This window comes from Streptomyces zagrosensis, from assembly GCF_014203645.1.
In the GTDB taxonomy this organism is placed as follows: domain Bacteria; phylum Actinomycetota; class Actinomycetes; order Streptomycetales; family Streptomycetaceae; genus Streptomyces; species Streptomyces zagrosensis.
On sequence record NZ_JACHJL010000016.1, the window covers coordinates 83,190 to 102,066 of the forward strand.

Here is an 18,877-nt window from a genome sequence, read left to right on the forward strand (position 1 = left end):
CCAACCAGCTTGGCCAGTCGATGCCACCCCCGCTAAGGGCCACCAGGACCCCCGTCCCCCGCTGAACGACCCTGCCGCGGGCCCCTCGCAGCACAGACCAGGGCCCCGGACGAGCACCGCGCCGCCGATGGCCACGGAGCCCTTCCCGGAGCCAGCCACCGGCGGCCACCGGCGCGGACCGGTGCACCCCGCACGGCGTCGCGAGCCGATCGCCACCGGCTCGCGGCCATCGACGGCGGCGGCCCGACGGTCCCGGCAAAGCCGGGACCTATGGCCCGGACCGGGGGCGGGGAACGGACCGGAGGGCACCGCGGGGCGCCCCACCCGGCCCTGGGGCCGGCCGCGAGCGGTGAACCAGTATCGAGAACGAGAGCATGTTCGCCCTCCCGCGGACAGCTTCGGACGTGGAGGCAGCGATGACCGTGGTGGCACAGACCGATGGACGTGACCTCGCCCAGCAGTGGCGAAGCTTCGTGGGGGAGCGGTGGCGGAGCCACATCGACGTGCGTGACTTCGTGCAGGCCAACTACACCCCGTACGAGGGAGGCGACGGCTTCCTGACCGGGCCGACCGAGCGCACCCGGGCCGTGTGGGCCAAGCTCACGGCGCTGTTCCCCGAGGAGCGCCGCAAGGGCATCCTCGACGTGGACGCCGCCACCCCGTCGACCATCACCTCCCACGCCCCCGGTTACATCGACCGGGACCTTGAGCTGATCGTCGGCCTCCAGACCGATGCCCCGCTGCGGCGCGCGATCATGCCGGGCGGCGGCCTGCGCATGGTGGAGAACGGCCTGCGGGCCTACGGCTACGAGCCGGACCCCTTCGTGCAGCGCGTCTTCAGCACCTACCGCAAGACTCACAACGACGGCGTGTTCGACGCGTACACACCCCAGATGCGGGCGGCCCGCAAGGCGGGCATCATCACCGGACTGCCCGACGCCTACGGTCGGGGCCGCATCATCGGCGACTACCGTCGGGTCGCCCTCTACGGCGTCGATCGGCTGATCGCGGACAAGCGGGACGCGGTGGCGGGCCTCGCGGAACAACCCTCCACCGAGCCGGTGATCCGCGACCGCGAGGAGATCGCCGAGCAGATCCGGGCCTTGAACGAGCTCAAGGAGATGGCGGCCGGCTATGGCTGTGACGTCTCCCGGCCCGCCCGGAACGCCCACGAGGCCGTGCAGTGGCTGTACCTGGCCTACCTGGCCGCCGTGAAGGAACAGAACGGCGCCGCGATGTCGCTCGGTCGCACCTCGACCTTCCTCGACGTCTACCTCCAGCGCGACCTGGCTGAAGGCCGGATCGACGAGGTGCGCGCCCAGGAGCTGATCGACGACTTTGTCATCAAGCTGCGCATCGTGCGCTTCCTGCGCACCCCGGAGTACGACCAACTCTTCTCCGGCGACCCCACCTGGGTGACCGAGTCGATCGGCGGCATCGGCACGGACGGCCGCCCGTTGGTGACCCGCACGTCCTTCCGCTTCCTCCATACCCTCTACAACCTCGGACCCGCGCCCGAGCCGAACCTGACGATCATGTGGTCGCCGCAACTGCCGCGCGGCTTCAAGGAGTTCTGCGCCCGGGTCTCCATCGACACCAGCTCCATCCAGTACGAGTCCGACGACCTGATGCGCCCGCGCACCGGAGACGACACCGCGATCGCCTGCTGCGTCTCCGCCATGGCAGTCGGCAAGCAGATGCAGTTCTTCGGCGCCCGCGTCAACCTCGCCAAGGCGCTGCTGTACGCGATCAACGGTGGCCGCGACGAGGTTAGCGGCGAGCAGATCGCCCCGGCCACCACCCCGTTGACCGGCGAGTACCTGGAGTACGAGGAGCTTGCGGCGGCCTTCGACCGGACGCTGGACTGGCTGACCGAGACCTACGTCAACGCGCTCAACGTCATCCACTTCATGCACGACAAGTACGCCTACGAGCGACTGGAGATGGCACTACACGACCACCCCGTGCATCGGACCATGGCCTGCGGCATCGCCGGCCTGTCCGTCGCGGCCGACAGCCTGTCAGCCGTCAGGTACGGGCGCGTCAAGGTGATCCGCGACGATACCGGCCTGGCCGTCGACTACGTCACCGAGGGCGACTACCCGGCCTACGGCAACAACGACGACCGCGCCGACACCCTCGCCGTCGACCTGGTCCGCTCCTTCATGGAGAAGATCCGCCGGCACCCCACCTACCGCGACGCCGAGCACACCCAGTCGGTGCTCACCATCACCTCCAACGTCGTCTACGGCAAGCACACCGGCAACACCCCCGACGGCCGCCGGGCCGGCCAACCCTTCGCGCCGGGCGCCAACCCCATGAACGGCCGAGACCTGCACGGCATGGCCGCCTCGGCCCTCTCGGTCGCCAAGATCCCCTACGACCAGGCCCGGGACGGCATCTCCCTGACCTCGACCATCACCCCAGACGGCCTGGGCCGTCGCGCCGACGAGCGGGCCAGCAACCTCGTCGGCCTCCTCGACGCCTACGTCGCGTCCGGCGGCTTCCACATGAACGTCAACGTGTTGGACCGGGACACCCTGGAAGACGCCATGGAGCACCCCGAGAACTACCCGAACCTGACCGTCCGCGTCTCCGGCTACGCCGTGAACTTCGTACGGCTCACCCGCGAGCAGCAGCGCGACGTCATCAGCCGCACCTTCCACGGTGCGGCGTGAACGCCCAACCCACGGCGGCGGCCCGGTCGGAGCGCGCCCGGGCCGCCGCCGGCGGGCGCGGCGGGGAAGGGAGCACAGGGAGTGTTCACTCGTGGGACCTGGCGACCGGCGTTGACGGCCCCGGCACCCGGTTCACGCTCTTCACCAGCGGATGCCCGCTGCGTTGCCTGTACTGCCACAACCCTGACACCTGGCGCATGCGGGACGGCCGTTCGATGACCGTGGACCAGGTGGTGGCCGAGATCGCCAAGTACCGTGACTTCCTCCGCGCGGCGGGCGGCGGCGTGACCATCAGCGGTGGGGAGCCGCTCCTGCAACCGGACTTCACCGGCGAGATCTTGCGGCGCTGCACGGAGATGGGGCTGCACACCGCCCTGGACACCTCCGGCTACCTCGGCGCCCGCGCCGACGACGAGCTGCTGTCCCACACCAACCTGGTGCTGCTCGACATCAAGTCCTTCGACGCCGGCACCTACCGATCTCTCACCGGCGGAAAGCTGGCGCCGACACTGTCCTTCGCCACCCGACTGAGCCGCCTCGGCATCCGCACCTGGGTGCGCTACGTACTCGTACCCGGATGGACGGACGACCCGGCGGCCATCGACGGTCTGGCCCAGTTCATCGCCGGCCTCGACGAGGTCGAACGCGTCAGCGTCCTGCCCTTCCACAAGCTCGGCGCCCCCAAGTACGAGGCCCTGGGCATCCCCTTCCCACTGGCGAACACGCCACCGCCCAACGCCGAGACCACCGCCCGGGTCCGCGCGCAGTTCCGGGCCCATGGGCTGCGGGCCGACTGAGGCGGGCGCGGCCGGGCCCGCGCTACGGCCAGTGCGCCGGGGGCGGTGCGCCTGTGGCCCAATTCCGGTGACACGGTTCGCCGGACACCGTTGGCTTGGCACCCAGGAACGGCGGTGCGGGCGGTCGTCGTGGCTGGGCCGACCGACACGACCACCCGGCTGTACCGCCCCGGCCAGCCACTCTCGGATGGGAAGGGCGCGATGAACGCATCCACCACAGCTCCTCGTGACCACGTAGTCGTCGGCACTGATGGTTCGCCTCCCGCGATGGCGGCCCTGGACCGGGCGGCGACCGAGGCCCGGCGCCGCGCGGTACCGCTGGAGATCGTGCACGGCTGGTCCTGGGGAGGGGCCTACGAACCCACCGACGACTCGTCGGCCATCCTGGGCGCGGCCCTGCGGCGGGTGGCCGACCAGCACCCCGCCCTACCAGTCGTGACGACCTCAGTCCCGGAGGACGCCGCAAGCGTGCTCGTGCGCCGAAGCGGCGACGCGCGTCTGACCGTGCTCGGCACGCGCGGGCGCGGCGGCTTCACCGGGCTCCTGCTGGGTTCGGTCACACTCCGGGTGGCCGCCCACTGCCACAGCCCGCTGCTCGTCGTACGAGGCACCTCCGACCAGCCTGGCCGGCCCGAGCAGCCGCGCGAGCGGACGGTCGTGCTGGGCGTCAGAACGGCAGCGGACTCGGCCGCCACCGCCTTCGCCTTCGAGGAGGCCGTGCGGCAGCAGGCACGACTGCTGACCGTGCATGCCCGGCCCGGCCCCGTCGGGAGCGTGTCGGGTGACCCTCCGGCGGCAGCCGACCAGGCCGCAGGGCCGCCGGACTGGGCGGGGTCCGAGTGGCGGGTGACGTACCCACACGTGGACGTGGAAACACGGACGGTACGGGGCGATCCGGCGCGCACCCTGGTCGAGGCGACGCAAGAGGCGACGGCCATCGTCATCGCCGTACACCGCCGCACCACGGGCCTTGGCATGCAACTCGGCCCGGTCACACACGCCCTGCTCCACCACTCCCACGCCCCCGTCGTCATGGTTCCATCCGGCGCGCGGCTGGTCTGAGGAGTTCCTCGATTGCTGTGGTGCCGGTCGCGGGCACGTGCCATCGTCGCCGATGTCACCCACCAACTCGACGCGTAACAAGGGGAGTCGCAGGGGAGGGCCGAGACGAAGACGGCGTGCGCCGCGCGCCGCCGTGCTGGCGACCGCGTTGACGCTGGCCCTCGCCGCATGTGGCGAGGGGGCGCCCAAAGAGTCGGACGGGGGCGCCGCTCACCCGACCGCGATCGCCCCGTCGTCCGTCGGTGGTGCTCAAACCGGGGTACCTGGCGAAGTCCCGGATCACGCAGCTTCCCGGCCACGCTCGTAAGGGCCCGTGCAGGCCCAGCTGCGCCCAGCCGATACGAGACAGCGTCGAGACATCGCCCCTTACATGGACAGCTGCCGCATGGCCGGTCATGGCCGTATCCACAATGTCGGGACAGCGATGTAGGGACAACGCTCGCTGTGGTGCGCTCATTTGACGCCTCACATGGCTGTCACGGCCTGTGCGTGGCTGAGGGCCCGGGCTTGTTGCAGACCAGGGCGTGGTAGCCCGCCACTTGCCCCAGTGCCTGGTGGGCTCGTAGGACGGTAGCGAGGTCTTGCCAGTCCTGAGGGGTGAGGTCTTTCAGACCGGGCCATCGCAGACGCAGCATGTGGCGGCCGGTGGGGGAGGACACGAGGAGGCTGCACAAGCCCAGGAGCCCGGTGGAACGGCGGACGACCGGATGGGTCCAATCCAGCATCGCGCGAACGTCGAAACCGGCGGCGCTGGCGTGAGCAACGTAGCGCTCGGGACTGTTGAAGTCCTCGAACTGCCACGTGTCGCGCACCAGCCGGTGTGGATCAGACTCGGCGAGTGTCCGCGGCGCTGTGTCGGGCCAGGTCAGGTCTACCAGCACCAGGCGGCCACCGGGGCGCAGCACCCGGTAGCTCTCGTCGAGAAAGGCACGGCGGCCGGCTGGGCCCAGGTGGAAGGCGGCCTCCAGGCAGTGAACGCGGTCAACGCTGCCGGGGGTGAGTCGCACGCCTGCGGCTTGCGCCGGCAGGCGGGTCATGTCGGCGACGGCGAAGGAGGTTCGAGGCCGGTGACCGAAGCGTGCGCGAGCCAACTCGATCTGCTGGGGCTGGAGATCGATGCCCAGTGCGTGGCATGACGTGTCGGCCAAGGCCGCCGTGGTGTGGCCGCGTCCGCAGGCGGCGTCCAGCACGACATCACCGGGTACCGCATCCAGCAGCGCCAACGACCGGCGTGCCAGGGACCGTTGGAAGAAGGCCAGTCCGCCGCAGACGGCGGGCAGCGAGGGAAGGGTGTAATAGCCGAGGTTGACGAGGTCTCCCCAGCCCAAGTGACGGAGCAAGCGGAAGATGATGCTGGTGTCGTTGTAGGCGTCGGCAAGCTTTCGTACGCGTGTGACCATTGGGGATCTCTCTGCTGGTCCGAGCGAGGCACGGTGCTGACGGCGCGCCAGTGGCCGACTCGGACGCGGGGGGTGATGCTCAGCCGGCCACCGGTACCTCGGCGCGGCCGAAGGCCCGGCTCAGATAGCTCTCATCGACCGGGGCGGGGTCGGGCAGGCCGTCGAGCGCGGCGATGAGGTTGGTGCGGTCGTAGGTGCGCCGGTGCGTGCTGTACGCCAGCAGCGAGGCCTCGGCGAGGCGGGCGGCTTGGCGCTCCAGCAGGGTCGGACGGGACAGCTGCTCCGTCATCGTCACGGTCAGGTCCGGGAAACGGGTCCGCAGGGCCGCTACGGCGGTCGCGAACAGCACGTTGTGCGGGTGTGTGACGTGCAGGGTGCGTACGCCTGGTGTCGGTGTGAGGCGAGTTGCGGCTCGCACCATGGCGTGCGCAGCGTAGTCGGCCTGAAGCATGTTGAGGCTGCCCTGCGGATCACCCGTGACGCCCAAGTGCATGGCCCTCGGGCGGTCTACCTCACCGCGCGGCCGGTGCAGTAGTCCGCGCACCGGTGAGACCTGCTTCGCCCAGCTACCCAAGTGACGCTCCAGCGGGCGAAGCATGGCGTCGGCAGGCTGGCTGGGCAGACCGTCGGGGACGGGTCGGTCGGTGACCAGCAGGCTGGGGCGGAACACCGTGACAGCGCGTTCGCCGCGCTGCGCCCAGGCGTGGACAAGGCGCTCCGCGGTGTGCTTCGACTCTTCGTAGGGAACCTGGAATCCTGCCGTGTGCAGCAGGTCGTCTTCCATGACGACGCCGCTTGCCCGCCGCCCGGCGACGTATGCGGTGCTGACATGCAGCAGACGGGCTTCGGGGGCTTCGTCGGCGAGGTCCAGGATGCGACGGGTGCCCACGACGTTCGCGAGGTGCAGGGGCGCTGGGTCGCTGCCCAACTGGAGCAGGGCCGCGCAATGCCACAACGCGGACAAGTTGCCCGTGAGTTGGGCCCGTTCCGCCGGCCGCAAACCCAGGCCCGGCCTGGTCAGGTCGCCGCTGACGTAACGGACGGCCGCGAGGGCGTCGGGGGTGAGGGGCGGGGTGCGCAGCCACCGCACCGCGGCTTCCACGCGGTGGCGCAAGTCTTCGGGCGTGCCGCGGCCCAGGACGATCACTTCGTCCTGGCCGTGGGCGAGTAGTTCGCGCAGCAGGCGGCAGCCGAGGAATCCAGTGGCACCGGTGAGTAGAACGGACACGGGAGTCTCCTCGCTGAGGGGCGAAGCCGGGAGGCGGCGAGGGGAAGGACGCTACAGGCCGCAGCCGACAACTTCGGGTGAGTCCGGCACGATCACTCACGATCACCCGCATGAGCGAGCGGTCACCCGCTGCACCCGACCACTCGTCCGGGTTCTTTCTCTGCCAGGACACCGGGAGCTGCGTGCATTTCGCGCGTTTTACACCGTGCTGGCGATTACCGTGCGCTGCTGTCCGAGTCCGCACAGTGAAAGGTCGCACGTGACACAGCAACCGGCGCACCCCGACGCTCTCCGCCAAGGCATCGCCATCATCGGCGCCTCCTGTCGCCTGCCTGGGGGCATCCACGGCCTCGACGCCCTGTGGGACGCCCTGCTGGAAGAGCGCAACGCGATCGGTGAGGTTCCGGCCGACCGCTTCGACGCCCGCCGCATCGTGACCACTGACATGGCCCGCACCGGGAAGAGCTACACAGCGGCCGGCGGCTTCCTCGACGATGTGGCCGGCTTCGACGCCGCCTACTTCGGTATCTCCCCGAAGGAAGCCGCACACATGGACCCGCAGCACCGGCTGCTGCTGGAACTAACTGCCGAGGCGCTGGACGATGCGGCCCTCGCTCCCGATCAGCTCGCCGGCAGTGACACCGCCGTGTACGTCGGCATCTCCGACGCCTCCTACGGCATGATGCAGATGTTGTCGCTGCACACGGTCAACCCCTACACGATGTCAGGCGCGGCATCCTCCGTCGCGGCTAACCGCCTGTCCCACGCCTTCGACCTGCGTGGCCCCAGCCTGGCGGTGGACACCGCCTGTTCGTCCTCGCTCGTGGCACTGGATCGCGCGTGCCGCACGTTGCGGGAAGGCAGTAGCCGCACAGCACTGTGCGGCGGTGCGAACCTTCTCCTCAGCCCCTACCACTACGTGGCGTTCTCCCAGGCGTCGATGCTGTCAAGAACTGGCCGCTGCGCGGCGTTCTCCGCGGACGCCGACGGCTTCGTCCGCGCGGAAGGTGGCGGCGTGGTCGTACTCAAGCGGCTACCGGACGCCCTCGCTGACGGGGACCGAGTGCTCGGTGTCATCCTCGGCAGCGGCAGCAACAGCGACGGGCACACGATGGGGCTCGCTCTGCCCAGCGCCGCAGCGCAGGAGGAACTGCTGGTCCGCGTCTATTCCGAGGCCGGAATCGACCCGGACGACGTGGTCTACTTCGAAGCCCACGGCACCGGCACACCGGTCGGTGATCCGCTGGAAGCACAGGCCATCGGCCGTGCTCTCGGTGTCCGCCGCATCGTCGGCGCGCTGCCCATCGGCTCGATCAAGACCAACGTCGGCCACCTGGAGCCGGCCTCGGGCATGGCGGGCCTGTGCAAGGCGCTGTTGGTTCTGCGGCACGGTGTCGCTCCCGCATCGCTGCATGCCGAGACCCCGCATCCGGACATCAACTTCGACGGGCTCGGCTTGAGCCTGAATGCCCGAACACAACAACTGCCCACCGTCGCGCGGCCCGTTGTGGGCGTCAATTCCTTCGGATTCGGCGGCGCCAATGCCCATGTGGCCCTCACCGCCGCACCATCGCGTCACCTTTCCGCCGCGCCGGCACCACCGCCCGAGGGCCTGCCCCTGATGGCCAGCGGCCGTACCCCGCAGGCGATGGTGGCCGCCGCGGTCGCCATGGCCCAACGGCTGTCCCACGCCGACGAGGAGGAGTTCTACGACCTCGCCTACACCTCCTGCCGGCGCCGCGGCCTGCACGAACACCGAGCCACCGTCCTGGCACACTCGCCCAAGGAGGCCGCCCAGAGCTTCGCCGCCCTCGCCGGACACCTCGGCCAGGACACCCTCCAAGCGCCCGCGGGCACCGTAGAGGCTGAGGCCCCAGCGTCCGCGGCAGTGGCCGAAGAGGCACGCGGCGGCCACGTCACGTTCGTCTTCTCCGGCAACGGGTCTCAATGGGCAGGAATGGGCGCCGACCTCCTTGCGGACCCCGTCTTCCGCACGGCTGTGGAGGACGTAGACCGTGAACTCGTCCCACGGCTGGGGTGGTCGGTCCTCGACACACTCGGCCTGCCCGCCGACACGTGGCGGCTGGACGCCACGGAAATCGCCCAGCCCTTGTTGTTCGCCGTGCAGGTGGGCATCGCAGCCGTGCTGCGCGCACAGGGCATCGTCCCCGCGATGGTCCTCGGCCACAGCGTGGGTGAAGTGGCCGCCGCTTACAGCGCCGGCGCCCTGACCCTCGCCGAGGCCGCACAGGTCATCACCGAGCGCAGCCGGGTGCAGGCCGCGACAGCAGGTACGGGCCGGATGGCAGCCGTCGGCCTCTGCGCCGAGAACGCGGCCGACGAGATCGCCACATGGGACGGGGCACTGGAGATCGCCGCCGTCAATAGCCCTTTGGACGTCACCGTCGCCGGCGATGCCGAGGCCCTAGCGGAGCTCGGCGCCCGGCTCACCGACCGCGGTGTCTTCTTTCGCGACCTGGAACTCGACTACGCCTTCCACAGCCGCGCCATGGACCCCCAACGCGAGCCCCTCACCACGGCGCTGAGGAACCTTGAGCCCCGTGAGGGCGACGTCCCCCTGTACTCCACGGTGACCGGCTGTAGCCTGCCGGGCAGCGCGTTGGATGCCGACTACTGGTGGCACAACGTACGCCGACCGGTTCTGTTCGCGGCAGCCGTCGAACGAGTCATCGACGACGGCGGCGACATCTTCGTCGAGATCGGGCCCCATCCCGTACTGCGGACCTACCTGCGGCGCATCTCCACCGCACAACCGGGTACAAGCGCGACCCTCATTCCCACGCTGAGCCGAAAGACGGAAGGCCGCCGCGCCCTGAGCGTGGTGCCGGCTGCGCTGATCGCGGCCGGGGCAACGGACACCGACTGGGAGCGATACTTTCCGCGCCCCGGACACGTCACCACCCTGCCCGCGTACCCGTGGCAGCGCGAACGCCACTGGAACGGCGATCCCGACACCTGGTACCGGCACGGTGCCCTCGTACACCCGCTGCTGGGCTCACGCGTCGGCGCACCCCACCCGGTGTGGGAAGGCACTGTCGAGCCGGGCCTGGTCCCCTGGCTCGCCGACCACCGCGTTGCAGGCTCTGTCGTCATGCCGGCCACCGGCTACGCGGAGATGGCCCTCGCCGCAGGCCGCCAGGCGCTCGGCACGCCCGTCGAGGTCGAGCATCTGGACATCCAGTCCGCCCTCGTCGTGCCCTGGCCCGAAGCACCGACCGTCAGTATCCAGGCAGCCCTACACCCCGACAGCGGAACGTTCACCCTCACAAGCACCACCACGGGCAATCCGCAACCGCGCACGCACGTCCAGGCCCGCATCCGTGCGCTGCTGCACCCCCGTCCCGCAAACCTGGACCTGAACACGCTGGGCGCCCGCTGCCCGCGCCACCTCAACGGCCAGGAGCACTACGCGGCCTGCGCCGCCGCGGGCCTCACGTACGGGCCCACGTTTCAGGTGCTGACAAGCCTCGACGTCGGTGACGGCGAAGCACTGGCCCGCTACCGCCACGACGCGCCGGGGCAGCCCTACACCATTCACCCTGCCCTCCTCGACGGCGCGCTCCAGGCCGGAGCTCCACTGCTGCCGGACTTCGCCGCCGACCAGGCCGTCTTTCTGCCCGCGAGCATTGGCGCCCTGCGGGTCTGGGGCGACCCCACCCCCACCGGCGTGATGCGAGTACGTGAACGCAGCCGCACCGCACACGAAGTGTGCTGGGACATCGTCGTCGCTGACGACGAGGGACAGGTGACCGCGCAACTGGACGGTTGCCGACTGCGCCGCGTCACGGCAACGGGCCGCACACCCATCACCGTTCACCAAACAGAGCTCAGGGCGGCACCGCGCCCCGACAGCCCCGCAGCCCTTTCCCCGCTGCCCGCACCGCAAGACATCGGCCAGGCAGCCGCACACCGCATCGCCCAACTGAGGGAGCAACTGCCGGACCGCTGCGCTCAACTCCTCCAGATGCCGGGGGAGGTGGTTGCCCGTCGGACAGCCTCAGCCATTGCCGCCATGCTGGCCGACCCGGCGGCTCCCTTCACCATGGCTTGCCTGGTGACAGCAGGCGTGCTGGAGAAGCACACACGCCTGCTCGCGCTCGTCCTGCCCGAGATGCAAAGGCTGGGCCTGGTCGTCGCGAACGACCCGGGAGAGTGGCAGCTGACACCAACCGACCGTTGCACGGACCACCTGCTGCGGGACATCGTCAACAACGCTCCGGACTCCACCGCGGCCGTCAGCCTCTGCGCCCGCCTCAACGCCAACTTCGAAGCACTACTGCGTGGTGCACAAGATCCTCTCGACCTCATCGTGGAGGAGCACACCGCGCAGGCGCTGGAACACTTCTACGATCTCCTGCCTCCCACGCGGTTTTGCAACCGTGTCGCTCAGGCCCTCCTGCGGGAGATCGTTGCGAAGTGGCCCGAAGGCCGGACACTGCGCGTCCTGGAAGTAGGCGCCGGAACAGGGACCACGGCGGCGGCAATGCTGCCGCTGCTGCCGCCCGATCGAACCCGCTACTGCTTCAGCGATATCTCCGCCTCCGTCTTCCCCCGGGCGCAAAACCGCTTCACCGCATACGACTTCGTCGAGTACCGCACCTTCGACCTTTCCCAGAGCCCCGCCGCTCAAGGCCTAACGCCACACAGCTTCGACCTCGTCGTCGCCGGAGTATGCCTGCACACCGCACCCGTCCTTGCTGATGCCCTGCACAACGTGGCCGACCTCCTGGCACCTGGCGGACACCTGCTGGCCACCGAAGCGCACAACCCGCAATACCTGCTGCCCTACTTCGGCTTTCTGGATAGCTTCTACAGCACCACGGACACCGAACTGCGCCCCCACTCACGCGTACTGTCCCGTGACTCATGGCCGGACCTGCTGCGTCGCTGCGGCTTCAGTGACGTCCTGCAAACCGGGCACGACAAGGGCCCGCTACGCGAAGACTTCTCCGTCCTGCTCGCCGCGACCTCGCCCCGGCCCCTGGCCCAGCCACCGAACCCCACACCGCAGAGGGCCGACACCAGTGCCTTCGTCCTGGCCGTCGAGTCGGTTGCTGAGCGGAAGCTTGCCGAGGCCGTCAGCGCAGCGATCACCCAAGCCGGTGGCACGGCCCGCACCGCGGAGATGACCAGCAACGACGGCGACTGGACGGAGATGCTGTCGCAGGTTCACACCGTTACCGGCACCGAACGCCGCGCGGTCGTCCTGATCCTGGCGCAGACGATGGACGAGGCGCCACAGGAGCTGACCGCGGTGGCCGGCCAACGGGCCGCAGCCCTACGTGCCTTGATGCTCGCGGTCAACGCGGACCCACAGCGCACCCCGCCGGAACTGTGGCTGGTCACGCGCCCCTGTGGCACCATGCCCGCCCCCGGCACCCCGCAGGAACTGGACGCCGCCCTTTGGGGCATGACCCGCAGCCTCGTCAACGAGATCCCCGGGCTGACCAGTCACCGCATTGCCCTGGAACGCACCGCGGATACCAAGCATGACGCCGACCGGCTTACCGAGGAGCTGCTCCGTGCCACCGAGGAGGACGAGGTCCTGCTGACCGCCGCGGACCGTTTCGTCCCCCGGGAAAGCCACCGGCGTCCGGCCCGGCCTGTCAACGCGGACGCCTCGTTCACCCTGCGAGTGGACAACCCTGGCCTGTCCTACCGGCTTGCCTGGCAACAGCAGGAGACGCCACAGCCCGGCCCCGGCGAGATCCTGCTCGAAGTACGCGCCGCAGCGCTCAACTACCGAGACCTCATGCAGGCCGTCGGCCTACTCCCCACAGAAGCCATCGAGGGCACACCGTCCGCCAAAGGCTGCGGACTGGAGTGCGCAGGCGTCGTCATCGCCTGCGGGGAGGGTGTGACCCAACTGTCGCCCGGCGACCGCGTGGCAGGGATGGCGCCAGCCTCGCTCGCTTCCCACACCGTGACCAACGCCGATTCCGTCTGGCCGCTGGCTGACCAGGTGCCCTTCGCCGCAGCGGCCACCATGCCGGTCGCCTTCACCACCGTGCACTACAGCCTCGGACATCTCGCTCGCCTGCAACCCGGTGAGACCGTCCTCGTGCACGGTGCCGCAGGTGGTGTTGGCCTCGCCGCGATCCAGTACGCACACGCTCATGGCGCTCACGTCATCGCCACGGCCGGCAGCGACCTCAAGCGCGAGCTGCTGCGCAGTCTGGGGGTGCAACACGTCTTGGACTCCCGCACCTTGGACTTCGCCGTCCACGTGCAGGAAATCACCGAAGGACGCGGCGTCGATATCGTCCTCAACTCGCTCGCAGGTGAAGCCATCGGCCGCAGCCTGGAACTGCTGCGGCCGGGCGGCCGATTCCTGGAACTTGGCAAGCGGGACATCTATGAGAACAAGCCGCTGGCGCTGCGCCCGTTCCGTAACAACATCGCTTTCTTCGGCGTGGACCTCACCAAGCTGCTGTTGGACAAGCAGCAGGCCCAAGCGGCGCTGTCCGACCTGTTCGAGGACCTCAAAGAGGATCGCTTTCGTCCGCTGCTCCACACCGTGTACCCCGCCGCGCGCGTGGCTGAGGCATTCCAGCTCATGCAGCACTCGCGCCACATCGGCAAGGTCGTCGTCGCCTTCGACCCGCTGGACGAACCACCCCTCGTGGAACCCATCAGCCCACCTTTCCGGCTGGATGGGGCCGCCACGTATCTCGTCACTGGCGGCACCGGCGGATTCGGCGCAGCCACCGCCCGATGGCTCGCCGACCACGGTGCCCGTCATGTGGCATTGGTCAGCCGCCGCGGTGCCCAGTCACCCGAGGCCGACGAGGTCCTGGCCGCACTCACCGCCCGCCACGTGACGGCCACGGCCTATTCGGCGGACGTCACCGACCTCGCAGCCATGCGGGCCGTCGCCGCCCGCATCGCTGCGACGGGGCACCCGCTGCGCGGAGCCGTGCACTGCGCGATGCACCTGGACGACGCCCTGTTCACCGAACTGGACGAAGACCGGATCGCCGCAGTGCTGGCGCCCAAGATCACGGGCGCGGCCGTGCTGGACCTGCTCCTGCGAGACAGTGACTGCGACCTGTTCCTGATGTACTCCTCAGCAGCAGCCACCGTCGGCAACATCAAGCAGGCGGCCTATGTGGCCGGCAACGTGTATCTGGAAGCCCTCGTGCGCCGCCGCCGTCGGCAAGGACTGGCGGGGCTGGCCGTCGCCTGGGGCGCCATCGGGGACACCGGTTACGTGGCCCGCAGCAACCTGCACAAGACCCTGACCGCCATCGGGTTCGAAGCGTTCACCTCCCAAGAGGCCCTCGCCGCCGCCACGACGCTCATGGGTACCGACATCGAAGTGGCCGGCGTCCTGCGCTGCAACTGGAGCCGCGGCATGAAGATGCTGGCTGCGTCCATGACCACTCCCCGGCTGAGCGCGCTGGTGCCGAAGAACACCGAGGGGGGCTTTGACAGGGAGGAACTAGTGCACACGCTGGCTGAGATGCAGACCGAGGATTCCTTCGTCTACCTGACCGACGCCCTCGTCACTGTCATGACGGACATTTTGCACATGGACAGCAGCCAGTTCGACCCCCACCGCCGCCTAGACACCTACGGGCTGGACTCCCTGATGGCCACCGAACTCCTGGTCACCCTCAACGAGCGCTTCGCCGTCGATATTCCGCCCATGGAGCTGCTGCGCAGCTCCACCGGAACCCTCGCGGACGTCGCTCAGACGGTGTACTTGCGCCTCGGAGTCCACACGGCCGACGCCACCTTCGAGGCAACCATCCCGCACCAGGCGAAGAGCCCAGACGGCGATCCGACCAACGCACCCATCGACTGAACCGAAGCGGGCCCCCGCCAGCCGCACTCACCCCGGCCGGCGGGGGCCGCGTTCGCGTTCACGACCTCACTCAACAACCACCAGAGCGCGGACGGGCTCGCTCGGCCAGACGAGGTCACACCTCCGAAGGCCCGCCGGCGTCCGAGACCTTGAAACCGATCCCCAGATCGGCAGCACCTTGCCGGATCGTTGCTTCGAGCCGCGCCCCGCACGGACAGCGCGACCGCGTCCACTGTGAGTGCGACGCTCATGAACACATCTTGACCAGGGCCGGTCGCTCACCATGTGAGAACCAAGCCCGTACGGCGACACGAACGTGGACATCCCGCACCGAAGCGATACCACTCAGCGCGAGGCCCGTCACCGCTCGCCCGGGCCATGGGCCCATACCAACTCGCCGACAGGAACCAGTGCCTTGGGGGCCAGTTGGGGAAGCAGCGGGATCGCGTACGCCCATCCCTCGCCCGTCAGCAGCTGCCGCACGATCAACCGGGCAGCCCCTTCGTTGGGCGCGTTGCCGTCACCTGCGGCGTGGGCCAGCGCCAAGCAAAGGCGGACTGTGGCGCCCTGCGCCGCGCGGTCGGTGGCGAGCACCACAGGTGCCCCTGCCAGATGAGTGGCAACAGCGGCCAGAGCTGCGGCTCGCTGCTCTCGCGTCGGCGCAGCCTCGGACAGGCGCTGGGCTCCGGCCGTATCGCCTTCCACGGCTTTGAGGACCGCCAGCTCAGCGTGGGGGAGCTGACTTGGCGGCAGCGTCCGTGACAACTGGTCCACCCGGACGTTCCGCTGGGCGGGACACCATGTCAGTTGCGGGCTTCTTCCAGCAGAACTGCCGCATGTGCGGTCCGCTGGTACAGCACGTAGCGGCCGTCTCTGACCTTGGTGACCAGGCGCGCGCGGTGCAGGGCACTGAGGTGGTAGGAGACGTTGCCCTGTGCGCATCCGATCCGGGCGGCGAGTTCCGTGGTGGATCGGGGGGTTTCCAAGTCCGCCAGCAACGCCGCTCGGGTGTCGCCGACCACCTGCGCGATCATTCCAGGCCGGTGGCCTCTGCCGGCGCCGATGCGCTGGGCCGGGTAGTACAGGACGAACTGTCCGGGGGTGTCGACCTGGACGATGACGTTGGGCCAGTTCAGCACGCCCGGGGCGAGGACTAGGTCCCGGCCGGTGGCATCTATTTCACCCTCCCACGAGGTGGCGAGGGTGACCGCGTCGCCCGCCCACCCCATGTCGGGGTGGAGTGCTCCGAGCGCCCGGCCGATGCCTTGGGTGGCGATGGCCGTCGCGCGGTGGGCGATGTCCTGATCGAGGATCGAGCGTAACTCGGGCCAGCTTTCGGCGAGGGCATCACGCCAGAACCGGGCGAGACCGTTGGCGAGACGTCGCTGCATCCGCCCCGACTCGGCGATCCGGCGGGTCGTGGCCAGCAGCGGCCTGTTCCAGTGGGTCCGGGTGTAGGTGAAGACCTGGGTTTCCAGGGCGTCCTGCGCTGCGGCCTCGATCTGCGCGATCTGCTCGCCCAGCAGGTCACGACCCTGCCCGTACGCACCTGGCTGAGGGGTGAGCAGGTCAGGCGTGTAGGTGTCACCGGCTCGCGGCAACAGGTCCGCGAGCAGGGCAACATCCGGATGGGCAAGACAGGCGCGGGCCAACGGCCCGGGATCGCCGAACACCGGGTGCCGTCTTGAGGCGGCAGTGAGTCTCAGCCACGCCAGGGACTCCGCTGCGGGGGAAGGAGCCCACCGCGTCCTGGCCATGGTGTCGGCATCCACACGCACAGAGAGCACCATGCCGACGCTAGCAGCCGCCGCGATGGATTCAAACGGCCTTGAATACTTTCCGCCGCGAGGCCCACGCGTGGTTGAGTCGGCGCGGTAAACAACGCTGGCACCGCTAGCGCCCGACCGGAGACGGTCATCTCCGTACGACGTGAGGTTGTGCCCCGTAACTCCAAAAACCCAACAACCTGGGAGTGATTGTCATCGTGACACTGAACGACGCCAGCAGGGCCAACAGCCGCACGAAGGCGGCCAGTTCGCGATTCAGGCGAACCGGTGCAGGCTCAATGCTCGCCATCACTGCCGTACTCGGACTGAGCCTGGCAACCGCCGGCCCCGCCACCGCGACCGATGCCGGCCCCGCCACCACCACCGATGCCGGCACCTGGCGTGCCTACGGCAACACCAACCCGATCACCTCCAGCCCCGCCACGTGGGCATGCGCCGGCAGCAAGACGGTCGCCACCTCCGTAATCGCGCAGGTCTGTGCGATCAGGTCGTCAGGCGGGGGCAGCGTCCAGGCGGCAGTGATCGTCCGTAACAACCGATCCAGCCTCTACAGTGCGAGCGCATACGTGAACCTGTATACCGCCTCCTCTGGCCTTTTCCTGGGCTCTTGGGAGTGCGCGTCATCGGGGGTCGGGCCGAACTCGTGGTCAGTATGCTTCGGCAAAACCCTCAGCCAGCCCAGCTCCGTAAAGGTGTACTCCGTAGGATGGCTCAAAGAGACCTACCTCGGCCAGTCACCCAACATCTGAACCACACCCCATCAGATGGATTGAACCCCGCACACTTCAGCACCGGGCCTGAGTAGTTGCGGTACAGGATGCAGCGCTGAGATTGATCATGGTCGCTATCGCAGCGCGTGTGGCGTGTCTTCAAGGACGCACAATTTGTGGGGTATCCGTTGCGTATTTCGGGCGAGTGGCAGGGCCCCGCTCGCGCCTCGCTACGGTTTCAACGATGCCGTCAGCTCGCTTCAGATCTGAGTTAAAAACTTCGAGAGGATGAAAAACGAATGAAGTGCATCCCTGGAGCTTCGGCCGTGCTCGCGCTCGTGTGCTCCGCAGTCACGCTCATCGCGCCATCGGCGTCGGCGCAGACGCTGGTTGCATCCACATGCCAGTTCGGCAACGACACCGGGAGAATTGTGGCCAGCGCGTATATCTATCGGAATGACGCTCCCGAACTCGGCTCTGTCGGCAGGATCGCGGTCTGCCGGGACGACGCGCACAACTACTGGGGATACGTAGGATTCGCGGAAAAGCTCACGGCCAGCCAGTGGGCACAGGCGACGCTGTACCGCCAGCGTGACGGTAGCACCACCACCTCGATCAACTGTGACAGCAGTGGCGGAAACGGGAAGGTCATGCCGAACCAGCGGGTCTGCTGGACGCCGAAGTTCACCGGCTTGAGCGGTCGCTACACGTTTCTCGCGAAGGGTGAAATGTACAGCAGTCACACCGGCAATCGACTGGCACTGGAGACCACTGGCGAGTTCACCCGATAAGAAACGGCACCAGCATCTACCCGGACGTGCTCACCGACTAATCCGACCTGGAGAAGAAGAGCGGCCACAACGGCTTCACCCTCCGCACCGACACCAAGGCCGACGCCACATTCCTCGTCGATCTCGGCGATGTGCTCGTTGAGGGTCATCATCTTCTCGGCAAGGGTGTGGACCAGCTTCGCGATGGTCTTCTCCCCGGGAACGGGGGGTGTGCTGACGCCCGGCGACCTCAACCGCCGTTGCGGCAAGGGCCTTTGCGTTGCGGACGTTGCGGTTGGCCAGCCACTTGGTCAGATGGGTGACGCCCGAGCGGTGGATCGCGGCCGGGGTCTGGAACCCGAGGCCCGCACCTGCTGGAGAACATCCGGTTCCTGGCCGGCTACCGCCGGGGCTGGCTCTTCGACGCGGAACTGGTCAACGCTCCGCGGTTGGTGGGGTTGGACGGGATGTCGCTGGGCGAGGCATTCCAGCTGGTGCCGCCGTATCTCCGGCCGCTGGTGAAGGCAGCGGTGTTGCATCTGCTGTGGTCCGGCGACGTGACGACGGCGCTGGGAGCGGCTTGACATGAGCGTCAAGGGCAAGGCCGGGGTGGGTAT

General features: G+C 68.8%; 12 protein-coding genes and 1 pseudogene. 8 read left to right on the forward strand and 5 right to left on the reverse strand.

Features of this window, described 5'->3' with window-relative positions:
* Positions 1–416: 416 nt before the first annotated feature.
* The 3 genes from pflB (at position 417) to FHS42_RS26395 (ending at position 4,537) form a co-directional block, all read left to right on the forward strand.
* Positions 417–2,678 carry a formate C-acetyltransferase gene (gene pflB / locus FHS42_RS26385; RefSeq protein WP_184576170.1) on the forward strand — a complete coding sequence of 754 codons (2,262 nt, stop codon included), beginning with the start codon at positions 417–419 and terminating at the stop codon, positions 2,676–2,678.
* Positions 2,675–3,475, forward strand: a complete 801-nt coding sequence (gene pflA, locus FHS42_RS26390) for a pyruvate formate-lyase-activating protein (protein ID WP_184576172.1) — start codon at positions 2,675–2,677, stop codon at positions 3,473–3,475. Before pflB ends, pflA begins: the two co-directional genes overlap by 4 nt.
* A gap of 201 nt (positions 3,476–3,676) precedes the next feature.
* Positions 3,677–4,537 carry a universal stress protein gene (locus tag FHS42_RS26395; protein ID WP_184576174.1) on the forward strand — a complete coding sequence of 287 codons (861 nt, stop codon included), beginning with the start codon at positions 3,677–3,679 and terminating at the stop codon, positions 4,535–4,537.
* A gap of 476 nt (positions 4,538–5,013) precedes the next feature.
* On the opposite strand, the gene FHS42_RS26400 is transcribed toward FHS42_RS26395, so the two are convergent.
* Positions 5,014–5,937: a class I SAM-dependent methyltransferase gene (locus FHS42_RS26400; protein ID WP_221476895.1), complete on the reverse strand. Its 924-nt coding sequence runs from the start codon at positions 5,935–5,937 to the stop codon at positions 5,014–5,016.
* 79 nt (positions 5,938–6,016) lie between these two features.
* Positions 6,017–7,165 (reverse strand): SDR family oxidoreductase, encoded by a 1,149-nt coding sequence (locus FHS42_RS26405; protein ID WP_184576176.1) that lies wholly within the window; start codon positions 7,163–7,165, stop codon positions 6,017–6,019.
* A 259-nt stretch (positions 7,166–7,424) separates the two neighbouring features.
* On the opposite strand from FHS42_RS26405, the gene FHS42_RS26410 reads away from it, so the two are divergent.
* On the forward strand, positions 7,425–14,993 hold the full coding sequence (locus tag FHS42_RS26410) for a type I polyketide synthase (protein ID WP_184576178.1): 7,569 nt from the start codon (positions 7,425–7,427) through the stop codon (positions 14,991–14,993).
* Positions 14,994–15,353: 360 nt separating this feature from the next.
* On the opposite strand, the gene FHS42_RS26415 is transcribed toward FHS42_RS26410, so the two are convergent.
* Positions 15,354–15,590, reverse strand: a complete 237-nt coding sequence (locus tag FHS42_RS26415) for a hypothetical protein (protein ID WP_184576180.1) — start codon at positions 15,588–15,590, stop codon at positions 15,354–15,356.
* Positions 15,591–15,605: 15 nt separating this feature from the next.
* On the opposite strand from FHS42_RS26415, the gene FHS42_RS26420 reads away from it, so the two are divergent.
* Entirely contained in the window at positions 15,606–15,755 is a 150-nt protein-coding gene (locus FHS42_RS26420; protein WP_184576182.1) for a hypothetical protein, read from the forward strand.
* Positions 15,756–15,796: 41 nt separating this feature from the next.
* Here the strand turns inward: FHS42_RS26420 and FHS42_RS38730 are convergent, their stop codons facing one another.
* Positions 15,797–16,780, reverse strand: coding sequence for an ArsR/SmtB family transcription factor (locus FHS42_RS38730; protein ID WP_184576184.1), 984 nt, complete (start codon positions 16,778–16,780; stop codon positions 15,797–15,799).
* Positions 16,781–17,058: 278 nt separating this feature from the next.
* Between FHS42_RS38730 and FHS42_RS26430 the strand changes: the two genes are divergently transcribed.
* Together FHS42_RS26430 and FHS42_RS26435 are read left to right on the forward strand one after the other, a co-directional pair.
* Positions 17,059–17,529 carry a hypothetical protein gene (locus tag FHS42_RS26430; protein WP_184576186.1) on the forward strand — a complete coding sequence of 157 codons (471 nt, stop codon included), beginning with the start codon at positions 17,059–17,061 and terminating at the stop codon, positions 17,527–17,529.
* Between the two features lie 260 nt (positions 17,530–17,789).
* Entirely contained in the window at positions 17,790–18,281 is a 492-nt protein-coding gene (locus tag FHS42_RS26435) for a hypothetical protein (RefSeq protein WP_184576188.1), read from the forward strand.
* Positions 18,282–18,394: 113 nt separating this feature from the next.
* Here FHS42_RS26435 and FHS42_RS39410 read toward each other — a convergent pair.
* A pseudogene (locus FHS42_RS39410) lies at positions 18,395–18,620 on the reverse strand (IS110 family transposase); the annotation flags it as partial.
* 89 nt (positions 18,621–18,709) lie between these two features.
* Here FHS42_RS39410 and FHS42_RS38305 point away from each other — a divergent pair.
* The gene (locus tag FHS42_RS38305) at positions 18,710–18,844 is read left to right on the forward strand and encodes a hypothetical protein (protein ID WP_281392870.1); all 135 of its coding nucleotides are present in this window, start codon (positions 18,710–18,712) and stop codon (positions 18,842–18,844) included.
* Positions 18,845–18,877 lie beyond the last annotated feature (33 nt).

Bases quoted from the DNA above. Each gene is read 5' to 3' on its own strand.
- FHS42_RS26395 (WP_184576174.1), top strand. From the start codon at position 3,677: ATGAACGCATCCACCACAGCTCCTCGTGACCACGTAGTCGTCGGCACT.
- FHS42_RS26420 (WP_184576182.1), top strand. From the start codon at position 15,606: ATGAGTGGCAACAGCGGCCAGAGCTGCGGCTCGCTGCTCTCGCGTCGG.
- FHS42_RS26430 (WP_184576186.1), top strand. From the start codon at position 17,059: ATGCTCGCCATCACTGCCGTACTCGGACTGAGCCTGGCAACCGCCGGC.
- FHS42_RS26400 (WP_221476895.1), bottom strand. From the start codon at position 5,937: ATGGTCACACGCGTACGAAAGCTTGCCGACGCCTACAACGACACCAGC.
- FHS42_RS26435 (WP_184576188.1), top strand. From the start codon at position 17,790: ATGAAGTGCATCCCTGGAGCTTCGGCCGTGCTCGCGCTCGTGTGCTCC.
- pflB (WP_184576170.1), top strand. From the start codon at position 417: ATGACCGTGGTGGCACAGACCGATGGACGTGACCTCGCCCAGCAGTGG.